The organism is Spiroplasma endosymbiont of Clivina fossor (genome assembly GCF_964031115.1).
Lineage (GTDB): Bacteria > Bacillota_I > Bacilli_A > Mycoplasmatales > Nriv7 > Nriv7.
In genome coordinates this window covers 2,029,341-2,045,693 of record NZ_OZ035006.1, presented here as the reverse complement: position 1 = coordinate 2,045,693, position 16,353 = coordinate 2,029,341, and the positions used below count along the sequence as shown (strand labels likewise).

Sequence of the window (16,353 nt, the reverse complement as noted above, 5' to 3'; positions counted from 1 at the left end):
CTTGAATTACTTCCTATAAATATCATAACTTTAAAGTGGAAAAAGTTATCCATAAAAAATAAATAAATGTGGATAATTATAGTTATCCACATTATTGTCCCCATTTATTTCCTTTATAAATATTGAATTTTTAATAGTTTTCCACAAAATTTAATAATAACTAAAAAATTGTTAATTACTTGTTAATTAGATGTTAGTAATTGTAATTAAAATTAATCTCAATTAATTAGTTTTTTAATATTATAGCTTTCTAAATTCCAAAATATCATTAGGTAAATGAATAATAATTCTTTCATTTCTAAAAATAATAAGTCAAAAATTTCTTTGATTAATGGTAATAAAAAACGGGTTTTATTTATATGACATACTAACCTTAGTAACTAAGTTTAATTCTTTCATTAAAAGAAGAGCAATTTTTTGAGCATTTTTAAAATTTGTAATTTCATCTAAGAAGTTTTAGTATTTGCGACCATATCAAAAATATTTTTTAATTTTGTCGAAAACTCTTGATATTTATTGAATATACTTAATTTTAGGTATATTTTAATATGATAGAGGTGGATAATAATTATGGAAAAAATAATTCAAGAACTAGTAAATACTTTAACAGATGATCAATTTTTAGAATTTTATGAAAAAGTCAAACAACAAGCAGAATTAATAAAAAAAAACAAAAACGGTTAAATGAAATTGATCAAAAATTTAGAGCGCAAGGTATTAAATGCCCTAAATGTGAATCTTACCATTGCGTTAAAAATGGACATAATTCAGAAGGAAAACAAAAATATTTATGTAAAAATTGCCGTGCAAGTTTTGACGCTTTTCGTAATCATTTTATTTATTGAAGTCATTTAAATTATGAACAATGAAATTTATTGATTCAAATTTCATTGCTGGAGCAATCTAGTAAAACAATTTCTCGTTTTATTAAAACTACATTAAAAACTGCTTGATATAATCGTCAAAAATTAATGAAATCAAAACAATTAGAAAATACCCAATTAAAATTTAAAAAATTATCTGGTAAAATCCAAATCGATGAAACATTTATTAAAGAAATCCATAAAGGAAATTTCAAATATAAAACTGATCCACGAAGAATTCACCTTGACCCATTCGCAACTAATACTAAATGCTGTATTCAAATGGCAATTGATAATAATAACAATATTTATGTTAAATCCACAAACACCAAACGTTTACAAAAACAATAGACTTCTTGCAAAATTAATATGATAATTATAATTTTTAAATTTAAAATAAATATAAAAGTGTTATTAAAATAATTTTTAGATTATTTTTACAAATATTTTGTCATTAAAACATAATAAAAATTATTATTTACAATAAAAAAAGACTGAAATTTTAAATTATCAAATATATTTAAACTAATAGTTGTAAATTATAAATTGAAGCTATTAAATTAAATCTTAAAGCAAATCTTTTTCTACGATTTCGATATTTTTCACTAATAATTTTAAATTTTTTAAGTATAGCAAAAACATTTTCAATAACAATTCTCATTTTTGAAATTCGCTCATTATTTTGCTTTTCTTCTTTATTTAAAGGGTTTTTCTTTGATTTTCTTTTAGGAATTAAAACATTATGATTAATTTTTTGTATGCCTTGATAACCTAAATCCACTAAAACAGTTGTTTCTGGTAAAAATTTAATTTTTGAATCTTTTAAAATTTTAAAGTCATGGTTTTTACCATAAGAAAAATCAGAACTAATAATTTTTTTACTATCTTTTTCAATTATAACTTGTGTTTTTATTGTGTGTTTTTTCTTTTTTCCTGAGTAGTGCTGTTTTTGTCTTTTTTTGGGCGTTGGATTTGGCTTTCAGTTACATCAATTATAACAGTCTTATCTTTGAAATAATCTTTTAATAGTGATTTTTGACCAGTAAGTTGTTGAAAATTAGGGTGTTTTATTAAAGTGTCTTCAATTCATTTGATATTTCTATAACAACTACTTTCACTAATATCATAACTTTTTGCAATATGAAAATAAGTTCTATATTCTCTTCAATATTCTAAAGTCATTAAAATACGATTTTCTAATGATAATTTATTGGTTCTTCCGCGACGAAATCTCTTTTTTAATTCTTCTATTTTTAAAATTTCTAGCATTTTATTAAAAGTAGTATGTTTAATACCAGTTAATCTTAAAAAATTTTTATCACTTATTTGATTATTTTTTTTAAATTTCATTTAAATTCCACCTTTTTATTAAAAACAACAATTCAATTATATTTTAAATTAATTTTGCAAGAAGTCTAATGAGTTATTGAAAATATGAACAAAGAATTAATTAACGAAAATTCAATTATTACTTCTGATATGCAAAAATTATATTTTTTAGTAGCAAAACAAACAAATTCTACTTTATGTGTAACTAAAACAACAATTAATCCTGAAGCTAGTTATCGTAACTTAAATAAAATCAGTAAATTACAATCTAGTCTTAAAGAAGCCTTAATTCATTATCATGGTTTAGGTTTTACTAATATTCAAAATTATTTAAATCTCTGAAAATGAAAATACCAACATAAGGGTTTAACTCCAAACCAACAAACAGCGGTATTATATTTTAATGTATAAAAAAGTTAAAGTAAAAATAGTAATTTTACATAAAAGCCTTTTAAAATTATCAAGTTGATGATTTTTTTTATTTTATCAAGAGTTTTCGACAAAATTAAAATAATTTGTTGATAATTTTGTTAATAACTTTTTTGGTTTAAAAAAGTTTATCCTTGACATTTAGCAATTAGCAAATGAACTACTTTAGCAAATTCTTTATTATTTTTAATTAAAATCTCAATTTTTTGACAGGCATTCATTACTGTTGAATGGTCTTTACCACCAAATTCAATCCCAATCCGTGAAAACGGTTCATCAATAAGCGTTCGTGCTAAAAACATTGCTAAATGACGGGCAATCGTAATGTTTGCAACTCTAGTTTTACTAATTAGCAACTTAACAGGAATATTATAATATTCGGCAACAATTTGTTTAATTTTTTTAATAGTAATTTTTTCTCGCTTGTCAATAATAATATTTGAACTTTTAAATGCTTCTTTAACATCTTCTAATTCAATTATTTTTTCAGCACTAATGTTCATCACTGAGAAGAAAATCATCCGATTTAAAGCTCCTTCTAATTTCCGAACATCAGTATTAAAATTTAAGGCAATAAATTCTAAAACTTCTTTGGCAAAAACCGTTGCATTATAATTAACTTCTTTAACTTTTAGATTTAAGATATTTAAAGCTGTTTCAAAATCAGGAGCATCTAAACAAACACTTAATCCGCTTTGAAATCGTGACACCATCCGTTGTTCAAAACCATCTAATTCATCAGGATATTTATCAGAAGTTAGAATAATTTGTTTATTGTCATCAATAAAACGATTAAAAATATTAAAAAAGATTTCATTAGTTTTGTTTCTTTTGGCTAATAATTGGATATCATCAATTAATAGTACTTGATAATTATTAAAAGAATCCTTAAAATCTTCAATCGCATCGATGCCATGATTATATATTTCTAAAAACATGCGACCAAATTCTTCTGAAGATAAATAGCGAATTTTAATATTAGGATTATTTTTAATAATTTCATTTTCTACAGCATGTAATAAATGCGTTTTACCTAGTCCTGAATTTCCATAAATAAATAATGGATTTCAACTAACACCAAGATTTTTAACAACAGCTAATGATGCTTGATAAGCATCTTGATTACAAGCTCCTTTAACAAAGTTAGTAAAGGTAAATTTTTTCTTATTACTTTTTAAATTATCATCACATTCATCATATTGTTGATGGGGCATATTTTCAATTTCATATTGTTCAAGGAATTTAACACTTAGTTGCCGATTACTAACTTGATTAATAATAATTTGAATTTTATTAGTTAAATTTTTTGTTAAAATTTCTTTTGCAAAACCACTCCGAACTAAAATGATACATTCATTATTATTAGTAATTGAATGAATATTAGTATTTTTAATATAAGTATTAAAAATAATTGGATCAATTGTTTCGCCCATTAATTTTGTTTTAACTTGTTCCCACATTTCTTTATAACTCATAAATCACACCTTGAATTACTTCCTATAAATATCATAACTTTAAAGTGGAAAAAGTTATCCATAAAAAATAAATAAATGTGGATAATTATAGTTATCCACATTATTGTCCCCATTTATTTCCTTTATAAATATTGAATTTTTAATAGTTTTCCACAAAATTTAATAATAACTAAAAAATTGTTAATTACTTGTTAATTAGATGTTAGTAATTGTAATTAAAATTAATCTCAATTAATTAGTTTTTTAATATTATAGCTTTCTAAATTCCAAAATATCATTAGGTAAATGAATAATAATTCTTTCATTTCTAAAAATAATAAGTCAAAAATTTCTTTGATTAATGGTAATAAAAAACGGGTTTCATTTATATGACATACTAACCTTAGTAACTAAGTTTAATTCTTTCATTAAAAGAAGAGCAATTTTTTGAGCATTTTTAAAATTTGTAATTTCATCTAAGAAGTTTTAGTATTTGCGACCATATCAAAAATATTTTTTAATTTTGTCGAAAACTCTTGATATTTATTGAATATACTTAATTTTAGGTATATTTTAATATGATAGAGGTGGATAATAATTATGGAAAAAATAATTCAAGAACTAGTAAATACTTTAACAGATGATCAATTTTTAGAATTTTATGAAAAAGTCAAACAACAAGCAGAATTAATAAAAAAAAAAAAACAAAAACGGTTAAATGAAATTGATCAAAAATTTAGAGCGCAAGGTATTAAATGCCCTAAATGTGAATCTTACCATTGCGTTAAAAATGGACATAATTCAGAAGGAAAACAAAAATATTTATGTAAAAATTGCCGTGCAAGTTTTGACGCTTTTCGTAATCATTTTATTTATTGAAGTCATTTAAATTATGAACAATGAAATTTATTGATTCAAATTTCATTGCTGGGGCAATCTAGTAAAACAATTTCTCGTTTTATTAAAACTACATTAAAAACTGCTTGATATAATCGTCAAAAATTAATGAAATCAAAACAATTAGAAAATACCCAATTAAAATTTAAAAAATTATCTGGTAAAATCCAAATCGATGAAACATTTATTAAAGAAATCCATAAAGGAAATTTCAAATATAAAACTGATCCACGAAGAATTCACCTTGACCCATTCGCAACTAATACTAAATGCTGTATTCAAATGGCAATTGATAATAATAACAATATTTATGTTAAATCCACAAACACCAAACGTTTACAAAAACAATGAGTTATTGAAAATATGAACAAAGAATTAATTAACGAAAATTTAATTATTACTTCTGATATGCAAAAATTATATTTTTTAGTAGCAAAACAAACAAATTCTACTTTATGTGTAACTAAAACAACAATTAATCCTGAAGCTAGTTATCGTAACTTAAATAAAATCAGTAAATTACAATCTAGTCTTAAAGAAGCCTTAATTCATTATCATGGTTTAGGTTTTACTAATATTCAAAATTATTTAAATCTCTGAAAATGAAAATACCAACATAAGGGTTTAACTCCAAACCAACAAACAGCGGTATTATATTTTAATGTATAAAAAAGTTAAAGTAAAAATAGTAATTTTACATAAAAGCCTTTTAAAATTATCAAGTTGATGATTTTTTTTATTTTATCAAGAGTTTTCGACAAAATTAAAATAATTTGTTGATAATTTTGTTAATAACTTTTTTGGTTTAAAAAAGTTTATCCTTGACATTTAGCAATTAGCAAATGAACTACTTTAGCAAATTCTTTATTATTTTTAATTAAAATCTCAATTTTTTGACAGGCATTCATTACTGTTGAATGGTCTTTACCACCAAATTCAATCCCAATCCGTGAAAACGGTTCATCAATAATAAGCGTTCGTGCTAAAAACATTGCTAAATGACGGGCAATCGTAATATTTGCAACTCTAGTTTTACTAATTAGCAACTTAACAGGAATATTATAATATTCGGCAACAATTTGTTTAATTTTTTTAATAGTAATTTTTTCTCGCTTGTCAATAATAATATTTGAACTTTTAAATGCTTCTTTAACATCTTCTAATTCAATTATTTTTTCAGCACTAATGTTCATCACTGAGAAGAAAATCATCCGATTTAAAGCTCCTTCTAATTTCCGAACATCAGTATTAAAATTTAAGGCAATAAATTCTAAAACTTCTTTGGCAAAAACCGTTGCATTATAATTAACTTCTTTAACTTTTAGATTTAAGATATTTAAAGCTGTTTCAAAATCAGGAGCATCTAAACAAACACTTAATCCGCTTTGAAATCGTGACACCATCCGTTGTTCAAAACCATCTAATTCATCAGGATATTTATCAGAAGTTAGAATAATTTGTTTATTGTCATCAATAAAACGATTAAAAATATTAAAAAAGATTTCATTAGTTTTGTTTCTTTTGGCTAATAATTGGATATCATCAATTAATAGTACTTGATAATTATTAAAAGAATCCTTAAAATCTTCAATCGCATCGATGCCATGATTATATATTTCTAAAAACATGCGACCAAATTCTTCTGAAGATAAATAGCGAATTTTAATATTAGGATTATTTTTAATAATTTCATTTTCTACAGCATGTAATAAATGCGTTTTACCTAGTCCTGAATTTCCATAAATAAATAATGGATTTCAACTAACACCAAGATTTTTAACAACAGCTAATGATGCTTGATAAGCATCTTGATTACAAGCTCCTTTAACAAAGTTAGTAAAGGTAAATTTTTTCTTATTACTTTTTAAATTATCATCACATTCATCATATTGTTGAGGGGGCATATTTTCAATTTCATATTGTTCAAGGAATTTAACACTTAGTTGCCGATTACTAACTTGATTAATAATAATTTGAATTTTATTAGTTAAATTTTTTGTTAAAATTTCTTTTGCAAAACCACTCCGAACTAAAATGATACATTCATTATTATTAGTAATTGAATGAATATTAGTATTTTTAATATAAGTATTAAAAATAATTGGATCAATTGTTTCGCCCATTAATTTTGTTTTAACTTGTTCCCACATTTCTTTATAACTCATAAATCACACCTTGAATTACTTCCTATAAATATCATAACTTTAAAGTGGAAAAAGTTATCCATAAAAAATAAATAAATGTGGATAATTATAGTTATCCACATTATTGTCCCCATTTATTTCCTTTATAAATATTGAATTTTTAATAGTTTTCCACAAAATTTAATAATAACTAAAAAATTGTTAATTACTTGTTAATTAGATGTTAGTAATTGTAATTAAAATTAATCTCAATTAATTAGTTTTTTAATATTATAGCTTTCTAAATTCCAAAATATCATTAGGTAAATGAATAATAATTCTTTCATTTCTAAAAATAATAAGTCAAAAATTTCTTTGATTAATGGTAATAAAAAACGGGTTTCATTTATATGACATACTAACCTTAGTAACTAAGTTTAATTCTTTCATTAAAAGAAGAGCAATTTTTTGAGCATTTTTAAAATTTGTAATTTCATCTAAGAAGTTTTAGTATTTGCGACCATATCAAAAATATTTTTTAATTTTGTCGAAAACTCTTGATATTTATTGAATATACTTAATTTTAGGTATATTTTAATATGATAGAGGTGGATAATAATTATGGAAAAAATAATTCAAGAACTAGTAAATACTTTAACAGATGATCAATTTTTAGAATTTTATGAAAAAGTCAAACAACAAGCAGAATTAATAAAAAAACAAAAACGTTTAAATGAAATTGATCAAAAATTTAGAGCGCAAGGTATTTAAATGCCCTAAATGTGAATCTTACCATTGCGTTAAAAATGGACATAATTCAGAAGGAAAACAAAAATATTTATGTAAAAATTGCCGTGCAAGTTTTGACGCTTTTCGTAATTATTTTATTTATTGAAGTCATTTAAATTATGAACAATGAAATTTATTGATTCAAATTTCATTGCTGGGGCAATCTAGTAAAACAATTTCTCGTTTTATTAAAACTACATTAAAAACTGCTTGATATAATCGTCAAAAATTAATGAAATCAAAACAATTAGAAAATACCCAATTAAAATTTAAAAAATTATCTGGTAAAATCCAAATCGATGAAACATTTATTAAAGAAATCCACAAAGGAAATTTCAAATATAAAACTGATCCACGAAGAATTCACCTTGACCCATTCGCAACTAATACTAAATGCTGTATTCAAATGGCAATTGATAATAATAACAATATTTATGTTAAATCCACAAACACCAAACGTTTACAAAAACAATGAGTTATTGAAAATATGAACAAAGAATTAATTAACGAAAATTCAATTATTACTTCTGATATGCAAAAATTATATTTTTTAGTAGCAAAACAAACAAATTCTACTTTATGTGTAACTAAAACAACAATTAATTCTGAAGCTAGTTATCGTAACTTAAATAAAATCAGTAAATTACAATCTAGTCTTAAAGAAGCCTTAATTCATTATCATGGTTTAGGTTTTACTAATATTCAAAATTATTTAAATCTCTGAAAATGAAAATACCAACATAAGGGTTTAACTCCAAACCAACAAACAGCGGTATTATATTTTAATATATAAAAAAGTTAAAGTAAAAATAGTAATTTTACATAAAAGCCTTTTAAAATTATCAAGTTGATGATTTTTTTTATTTTATCAAGAGTTTTCGACAAAATTAAAAAGAGTTTTCGACAAAATTAAAAGAAATTAAATAATAGGGATTGTACAATTAACTGTGTCTCTAAGTAATTAACTTTTAAATTCACTCTGTGTCCTCAAATTTTATCATTAAATGTGAAATTGCACTACCCCAATTTTGAATTGGCATCGTTCATTTCTTAACCATATTTTGAAATGCTAAATAAAATATTTTAAAAACTGATGCGTCATTAGCAAAAATCTTTTTATTCTTAATGACTTTTCTTAGTTGACTATTAACAGATTCAATCGCATTAGTTGTGTAAATAATCCTTCTAAATTCTTGAGGATATTCAAGAAAAATTATTAAATTATTTCAGTTATTTTTTCATGATTTAGTAATTTGTGGATACTTTTTATTTCATTTTTCAGAAAAATGATCTAAAGCAACTAGCGCTATTTCTTCATTAATTGCTGTATAAATTGATTTTAAATCATTAGCTACAAGTTTGCGATCTTTGTAAGGGATAAGGGACAAATTTTAAACTATTACGAATTTGATGAACGATGCATAATTGGTGCTGTGTTTTTGGGAACACAGCTTCTATTGCATCAGACATTCCAGTTAAATTATCGCTACAAGCAACAAGAATATCTTGTAAGCCACGATTTTTCATTTCCGTAAGATTATTAAGTCAAAATTTGGCTCCCTCATTCTCGTTAATTCACATTCCTAAAATATCTTTTAAACCATCTAAATTAATTCCTAAGGCAAGATAAACTGCTTTATTTATTATTCGTTTATCTTGCTTTACTTTAACAACAATACAATCAAAATAAACAATCGGATAAATCTTCTCTAAAGGTTTAGTTTGTCACATTTTAACTTCTTCAATAACATCATCAGTTATTTGACTAATTAAACTTTCTGAAATTTCTGCTCCGTGATAGAATTCTTGCAATTGTGCTTTGATATCAGAAATTGTCATTCCTCTTGCATATAAAGAAATTACTTTTTGATCAAAGTTATCAAATCTTCTTTGTCTTTTCGGAATAATTACTGGTTCAAAAGTACTATTTCGATCTCTTGGTACATCAATTGCGATTGAACCATTTTTAGTAATAATGGTTTTTTGTGTGTTGCCATTTCTTTTATTATGATTCTCATCAGTTTCAAGATGATCTTTAATTTCCGTATTTAACATTCGTTCAGTTAATTTTTTGGTAAATTCCTGAAAAATAGTATTGCCTTTAAATAAATCTTGTGGATTATCAATATTTTCTAAAAAATAATCAACAACTTTATCAATTGCATCAGGTTCTTTTTTTATTTTTTTTTTTTTGTCATTTTCTGTTCTCCTTCGTTTAAGTATAATTCAGAATGAATTATCGAAACACAGAATTTTGGACAGGACCAAATAAAATTATTAATTTAAGTGAATTAATTTAAAAAGCATTATTTTTTAAATTTCGAGATGAAAATCCTAATTTAAAATTTAAGGAAATAAATTATATTGATACTAATAATTTAAATTTTTCAGATATTGAAATAACAAAAAAAGAAAATTCATTTTTATGATCTAATGTTCCTAAAAATGTATGTCCTGATAGAGAAATTATCAATAAAACTCCAAATATAAGATCATTTAATGTACCTGCTTGTGAATATAATTCAAAATCAAAATTAGTATTTCAAATTACAACAGGATTAACTACAACAAAACAAGAAAATAAATTAAATGGTTGAAACATAAATTCTGATGATGAAATGAAATTAACAGATTTTACAAATATAAATAATAAAAATTCTGAAATCATTAATGTATTATCAAATGAATTTGATTTATCAAACACAAATAAACAAGAACAAGAAATGATTTTAAGTATTTTTAAGGAACCCGCTGATAAATTTGAACTTAATCCCAATGAAAAATTAAAAATTACTTATCCAGTAAGAATAATTACATCTAAAGTTATATTAAATTTAAAACAAAAAATTACAGGAAATATTACTGCCAAAATAATTGATGATAACAATAAAGAACAAATAATTACATTATCAATTACAGAAGTAATGCAAATATTACAAAAATATAGTTTATTACCCAATGAAATTACTATAGATAAAAACAATGATAAAATAACATTTAACGGTGGCGCATTTTTTTCATCAGAAAGAGAAGGGCCGGTAAGAACAAATACAGTTACTACTATAGTATAAGGTTTTATAAAAACGATATTAGCCTATTTAGAACAATAACTTTAATTAAAACAAGCACAACAAGTTTAAATTTCTTATAAAAACAAGAAAAATATTCAAACCAGTAATTTTAATTAATTACTGGTTTCTTATTTTGTTAAAATAGAAAAAATGAAAAAGTTGTTTAGTTGTTCAAAGGTGTTGTTATCGTAAAAAGCCATCTTTCTTTGGGTAGTTTTACATTTTTTAAAATATTGAACGATGCCAATTCAAAATTGCACTACCCCAATTTTGAATTGGCATCGTTCATTTCTTAACCATATTTTGAAATGCTAAATAAAATATTTTAAAAACTGATGCGTCATTAGGAAAAATCTTTTTATTCTTAATGACTTTTCTTAATTGACTATTAACAGATTCAATCGCATTAGTTGTGTAAATAATTCTTCTAAATTCCTGAGGATATTCAAGAAAAATTATTAAATTATTTCAGTTATTTTTTCATGATTTAGTAATTTGTGGATACTTTTTATTTCATTTTTCTGAAAAATGATCTAAAGCAATTAACGCTATTTCTTCATTAATTGCTGTATAAATTGATTTTAAATCATTAGCTACAAGTTTGCGATCTTTGTAAGGAACAAATTTTAAACTATTGCGAATTTGATGAACAATGCATAATTGATGCTGTGTTTTTGGGAAAACAGCTTCTATTGCATCAGACATCCCAGTTAAATTATCACTACAAGCAACAAGAATATCTTGTAAGCCACGATTTTTCATTTCCGTAAGATTATTAAGTCAAAATTTGGCTCCCTCATTCTCACTAATTCACATTCCTAAAATATCTTTTAAACCATCTAAATTAATTCCTAAGGCAAGATATTCTGCTTTATTTATTATTCGTTTATCTTGCTTTACTTTAACAACAATACAATCAAAATAAACAATCGGATAAATCTTCTCTAAAGGTTTAGTTTGTCACATTTTAACTTCTTCAATAACATCATCAGTTATTTGACTAATTAAACTTTCTGAAATTTCTGCTCCGTGATAGAATTCTTGCAATTGTGCTTTGATATCAGAAATTGTCATTCCTCTTGCATATAAAGAAATTACTTTTTGATCAAAGTTATCAAATCTTCTTTGTCTTTTTGGAATAATTACTGGTTCAAAAGTACTATTTCGATCTCTTGGTACATCAATTGCGATTGAACCATTTTTAGTAATAATGGTTTTTTGTGTGTTGCCATTTCTTTTATTATGATTCTCATCAGTTTCAAGATAATCTTTAATTTCCGTATTTAACATTCGTTCAGTTAATTTTTTGGTAAATTCCTGAAAAATAGTATTGCCTTTAAATAAATCTTGTGGATTATCAATATTTTCTAAAAAATAATCAACAACTTTATCAATTGCGTCAGGTTCTTTTTTTATTTTTTTTGTCATTTTCTGTTCTCCTTCTTTTAAGTATAATTCAGAATGAATTATCGAGACACAGAATTTTGGACAGGCTCGAGACAGTTAATTGTACAGTCCCTTTTATTTTGTTGATTATCAATTGAATAATGTATTTTTATATCATTATCATTATTTAAATTATCTTTTATCTTTACTATAGCTAAATTATTTGTTTTGTTAATAATTTCTAATTGCGATATATCTAAATCAGGATTTAAATAATTTAATTCATTTAAAATTACATTATCAGAATTATCATTAATTTGTTCTAAATTTAAATTTAATATATCGAAATTATATTCATAAACATTATGATCATCTGAACCAATATATAATTTATTATTTAATATTCTTCCAGAAGTTAAAGGTCTGTATCCTATTTTAATAATAAATTTTTGTTGTCCTGTGGTGGGATCATATTCATAAAAATTGTTGTTTCTTGAACCAAAATAAACTTTTTTATTTAAAACCACCCCCGAAGATCAAATTGCATCATTTGTGGTGATGACAACTTTTTGTTGTCCTGTGTGTGGTGGGATCATATTCATAAACATTATGATCTCATGAACCAAAATATAATTTATAATTTAATATTACACCAGAAGAATTAACATTATCATTTGTTTTAATGACAATTTTTGTTATATTTATTTTTTCATTATTGCTTCGCTTTTGTTTTTTATATGGGCTATTGGCAACAATGCCAGAAATTCCGCTTCCTACCATTGTTATTGTTCCTAAGATTCCTAGTAATTTTTTCATATTAATCAAATCCTTTTCGTGAATTTTTACTAATTAATAAAATTTATCAAATAATCAACATGCTTTCTCAAATTTATATAGTCTAAATTAATATAAGTTGATTATAACTTATTAAATAATAATTTCTATTATTTTTTCAAAATATTGAATACTAATTCTAGAAAAACATTTATCTTTAAAAAAGAAAAATAAGTTAACGAAATTTAACTTTGTTAAAATTACTCTACCAAGAAAGGTGATTTTTTATGTTAGAAATTAATAATAATGTAAAAAACTTAGAAAACAAACATTGATTTAGTTTATTTACAACCCATAAAAATATGTACACTAATAAATGTGAACAATTAGCTAATGAATATGAAAAATTAGATGAATACTTATATAAATATCATTATCGTTTAAAACAAGGTTATAAAGTAGTTCATTTTGCAACAAGAACAATTATTACAATTTTTGGTGAAGTTATTTTTAAACGACGTCGATATAAATATTGAAATCAAAAATCAGGTAAATTTGAATATGTATGTTTACTAGATAAAGAAATTGGTCTATTATCTAAACAACGCATTTATTTTGATGTCCAATTTAAAGTTTTAAGTCTTTTGGGTGATGGCAAACGCTATCGTGATGTTTTAGATGCTCTAAATCATTGTTATATTTCAAAAGGTAGTATTTCAAATATTTTAAATAAATATGATATTGCTGAATATTTTCAACTAGCAGAAAAAGAAACTAAAACTAGAATTGATGTCAAAAATAAGGATTTATATATTCAACTAGATGAGACATTTTTAGCGACATTAGATCAGAAAGTTAAACAAGACCAAAGAATTCGTTTAGTTACTTTTCATACCGGACATAAAGAAAAAAAATACAAAAATGCTCGTAGAAAATTAGAAAACAAACGAGGTCATTTTCTAATGTTAAAAGTTGGTAAACGAATAAATACAATGGATTATCGTGATTTATTAATTAAGGAATTGCAAAAACATTATGTGAATATTAATTATGACAAAATAATTGTTTGTGGCGATGGTGCTACTTGAATTAGAGAAATTACCAATAGTTTTGGTAATGTTAGATATATTTTAGATGGTTATCACGCTATTAAAAAATTAAAACAAACGGCATTTAATATTATTTTTGAAAATCGTAAAGTAACACTAAATAGTTGAATTAAATTATATAAGGATGGAAAAATCATCAAGAATTAATCAAAAACATTCGTAATGGTGCTAAAAATGAATTAAATAAAGATATTAGAACAAATTTAAGGAAGGCTAGTAATTATTTCACTAATAATAAGCACGGCATTCATCATCAAAATTTAGAATGAAATATCGGTTGTAGCATTGAAAGGGATGTATCGCATTTAGTAAAACAGCAATTAGGATATGGGGCAAAAATATATAATCACAAGAATTTAAATAACCTATTATATTTAAGAATGGCAAATTTAAACAAATTAAATGTACTAAATTATATTAATGAAAATATTAATTCAGAAATAGAAATCAGAAAAGAAATATATAAAAATTCATTATGAAATAAATATAATAATAAAAATGATGATAGTTGAATTAATTATAAATATAATGCTGTAACAAATAAATATAATAGATTTAAATAAGTAAAAATATAAAATTAATATATATTTAGTCAAAATTTAATAATAATTAATAATTTTTATTGTGTAAAAATTCAATAATATGATAATGAATAAAAATGACAATAACAAGAAAGGAAGGGTTAGTTTAGTAATTAAATAATATAATTAGCTGATCGTTTTACTTCTTCAAAGCAATACCTAAGAAAACTAAACGCGACCAGTAAATATTATCCTTTAAAAAGATAACATTTTTTATGTTAAAATATTATTGATTTGATTTTTTTTTAAAAAGACTAGGACGATATGAATGAAATTTATTGATAAGATTACAATTAAAGTTAAAGCTGGCAAAGGTGGTGATGGTGCTGTTGCCTTTCGTCGTGAATTATATCTTCCAAAAGGTGGACCGGCTGGTGGTGATGGCGGTAATGGTGGTAACATTGTTTTTATTGGCGATGAGGGAATAAATACATTATTAGAATTAAACTATCAAAAAGAAATTAAAGGTGTTGATGGTGAAAATGGGCAACATAAAAATATGCATGGTAAAAATGCTAAAAATACTTATATTAGTGTTCCCTTAGGTACTATTATTTATGATGCTTTAAATAAAGAAGAAATTGGTGATGTTGTTACTAACAAACAAGAAGTTATTGTTGCGAATGGTGGTCGTGGTGGTAAAGGAAATAGTCGTTTTGCTAATTCCAGAAATCGTGCCCCGACAATATTTACTCGTGGTGATTTAGGTGAAGAAAAAGAAATTACTTGTGAATTAAAATTATTAGCTGATGTTGGAATTATCGGTATGCCTAATGCTGGAAAGTCTACTTTCTTAGGAACTATTTCTCACGCTAAACCACAAATTGGTGATTTTCCTTTTACAACTTTAACCCCGCAATTAGGAGTAGTTAAACATCAAAACTTTTCTTTTGTAGTTGCTGATTTACCAGGATTAATTGCTGGTGCTAGTTTAGGAAAAGGTTTAGGATATGAATTTTTACGGCATATTGAGCGATGTCGATTATTAGTTCATCTTATTGATATTAGTAGTTTACCCAATGCTTATGATAATTATTTAGTGATTCAAAAAGAACTTAAAGATTATAATTTACGATTAGAAAATAAGCAACAAATAGTTGTGGCAGGTAAAATGGATCAAGTTGATGCTTCTCGTAATTTAGAACTTTTTAGTAAGCAAATTAAACAAAAAGTTTACCCAATTTCTTCTTGGACTAGAGAAGGCATTGAATCATTAGTCCATATTATTCATAGGCAATTGCAAACTATTAAAAAAATACCAGAATTAAAATCAGAAATGACGCCAACAATCTATCGTTTTACACCAACAAATGAAGAAATCATTGTTGAAAATTTAGGAAATGGTCATTGAAAAGTAATTGGTGCTAGTGTGCATCGCATTTATCACAAATTTCCATTAACAACACATGATAATTTATTATTATTTAATCAGAAGTTACGAGATTTAGGGGTTTTTAAAATTCTTGTTAAAAAAGGCATTCAAAAAGGAGATACAATTAAAATTTTTGATTATGAGTTGCAATGACTTGACGAAAATTTTTAAGTGAA

The 16,353-nt window shown here is 24.1% G+C and carries 16 protein-coding genes and 1 pseudogene; 9 read left to right on the top strand and 8 right to left on the bottom strand.

Features of this window, described 5'->3' with window-relative positions:
• Nucleotides 1–548 precede the first annotated feature (548 nt).
• On the top strand, nt 549–1,214 hold the full coding sequence (locus AAHM82_RS12345; protein WP_342264141.1) for an IS1/IS1595 family N-terminal zinc-binding domain-containing protein: 666 nt from the start codon (nt 549–551) through the stop codon (nt 1,212–1,214).
• Between the two features lie 169 nt (nt 1,215–1,383).
• On the opposite strand, the gene AAHM82_RS15000 is transcribed toward AAHM82_RS12345, so the two are convergent.
• Nucleotides 1,384–1,776 (bottom strand): transposase family protein, encoded by a 393-nt coding sequence (locus AAHM82_RS15000; protein WP_342264845.1) that lies wholly within the window; start codon nt 1,774–1,776, stop codon nt 1,384–1,386.
• Nucleotides 1,773–2,213 (bottom strand): transposase family protein, encoded by a 441-nt coding sequence (locus tag AAHM82_RS14995; RefSeq protein WP_342263396.1) that lies wholly within the window; start codon nt 2,211–2,213, stop codon nt 1,773–1,775. Before AAHM82_RS14995 ends, AAHM82_RS15000 begins: the two co-directional genes overlap by 4 nt.
• Nucleotides 2,214–2,297: 84 nt before the next feature.
• Here AAHM82_RS14995 and AAHM82_RS12335 point away from each other — a divergent pair, with 84 nt between their 5' ends.
• A complete protein-coding gene (locus AAHM82_RS12335) occupies nt 2,298–2,603 on the top strand; it encodes a hypothetical protein (RefSeq protein ID WP_342263451.1) in 306 nt (101 codons plus the stop codon).
• Nucleotides 2,604–2,749: 146 nt separating this feature from the next.
• On the opposite strand, the gene dnaA (AAHM82_RS12330) is transcribed toward AAHM82_RS12335, so the two are convergent.
• On the bottom strand, nt 2,750–4,096 hold the full coding sequence (gene dnaA / locus AAHM82_RS12330; RefSeq protein ID WP_342264140.1) for a chromosomal replication initiator protein DnaA: 1,347 nt from the start codon (nt 4,094–4,096) through the stop codon (nt 2,750–2,752).
• Nucleotides 4,097–4,675: 579 nt separating this feature from the next.
• Here dnaA (AAHM82_RS12330) and AAHM82_RS12325 point away from each other — a divergent pair.
• Nucleotides 4,676–5,641, top strand: a complete 966-nt coding sequence (locus AAHM82_RS12325) for an IS1/IS1595 family N-terminal zinc-binding domain-containing protein (protein ID WP_342264139.1) — start codon at nt 4,676–4,678, stop codon at nt 5,639–5,641.
• Nucleotides 5,642–5,787: 146 nt separating this feature from the next.
• Here the strand turns inward: AAHM82_RS12325 and dnaA (AAHM82_RS12320) are convergent, their stop codons facing one another.
• Nucleotides 5,788–7,137, bottom strand: coding sequence for a chromosomal replication initiator protein DnaA (gene dnaA, locus AAHM82_RS12320; protein WP_342264138.1), 1,350 nt, complete (start codon nt 7,135–7,137; stop codon nt 5,788–5,790).
• Nucleotides 7,138–7,716: 579 nt separating this feature from the next.
• Between dnaA (AAHM82_RS12320) and AAHM82_RS12315 the strand changes: the two genes are divergently transcribed.
• Together AAHM82_RS12315 and AAHM82_RS12310 are read left to right on the top strand one after the other, a co-directional pair.
• Nucleotides 7,717–7,866, top strand: a complete 150-nt coding sequence (locus tag AAHM82_RS12315) for a hypothetical protein (RefSeq protein ID WP_215826808.1) — start codon at nt 7,717–7,719, stop codon at nt 7,864–7,866.
• Nucleotides 7,829–8,677 (top strand): IS1/IS1595 family N-terminal zinc-binding domain-containing protein, encoded by an 849-nt coding sequence (locus AAHM82_RS12310; protein WP_342264137.1) that lies wholly within the window; start codon nt 7,829–7,831, stop codon nt 8,675–8,677. The genes AAHM82_RS12315 and AAHM82_RS12310 overlap by 38 nt, the downstream gene beginning before the upstream one ends.
• Nucleotides 8,678–8,793: 116 nt before the next feature.
• Here the strand turns inward: AAHM82_RS12310 and AAHM82_RS12305 are convergent.
• Nucleotides 8,794–10,044, bottom strand: a pseudogene (locus tag AAHM82_RS12305) (IS256 family transposase).
• A 199-nt stretch (nt 10,045–10,243) separates the two neighbouring features.
• The gene (locus tag AAHM82_RS12300) at nt 10,244–10,486 is read right to left on the bottom strand and encodes a hypothetical protein (RefSeq protein ID WP_342264136.1); all 243 of its coding nucleotides are present in this window, start codon (nt 10,484–10,486) and stop codon (nt 10,244–10,246) included.
• A gap of 16 nt (nt 10,487–10,502) precedes the next feature.
• Here AAHM82_RS12300 and AAHM82_RS12295 point away from each other — a divergent pair, with 16 nt between their 5' ends.
• Nucleotides 10,503–10,955, top strand: a complete 453-nt coding sequence (locus AAHM82_RS12295; RefSeq protein WP_342264135.1) for a hypothetical protein — start codon at nt 10,503–10,505, stop codon at nt 10,953–10,955.
• 225 nt (nt 10,956–11,180) lie between these two features.
• Here AAHM82_RS12295 and AAHM82_RS12290 read toward each other — a convergent pair whose 3' ends face one another.
• Nucleotides 11,181–12,383, bottom strand: coding sequence for an IS256 family transposase (locus AAHM82_RS12290; RefSeq protein ID WP_342264134.1), 1,203 nt, complete (start codon nt 12,381–12,383; stop codon nt 11,181–11,183).
• A gap of 38 nt (nt 12,384–12,421) precedes the next feature.
• Entirely contained in the window at nt 12,422–12,943 is a 522-nt protein-coding gene (locus tag AAHM82_RS12285) for a hypothetical protein (protein ID WP_342264133.1), read from the bottom strand.
• A 459-nt stretch (nt 12,944–13,402) separates the two neighbouring features.
• Here AAHM82_RS12285 and AAHM82_RS12280 point away from each other — a divergent pair, with 459 nt between their 5' ends.
• From AAHM82_RS12280 to obgE, 3 genes are all read left to right on the top strand, one after another.
• Nucleotides 13,403–14,371, top strand: coding sequence for an Mbov_0401 family ICE element transposase-like protein (locus AAHM82_RS12280; protein WP_342264132.1), 969 nt, complete (start codon nt 13,403–13,405; stop codon nt 14,369–14,371).
• Between the two features lie 233 nt (nt 14,372–14,604).
• Entirely contained in the window at nt 14,605–14,787 is a 183-nt protein-coding gene (locus AAHM82_RS12275; RefSeq protein WP_342264131.1) for a hypothetical protein, read from the top strand.
• A 286-nt stretch (nt 14,788–15,073) separates the two neighbouring features.
• A complete protein-coding gene (gene obgE, locus AAHM82_RS12270) occupies nt 15,074–16,348 on the top strand; it encodes a GTPase ObgE (protein ID WP_342264130.1) in 1,275 nt (424 codons plus the stop codon).
• Nucleotides 16,349–16,353 lie beyond the last annotated feature (5 nt).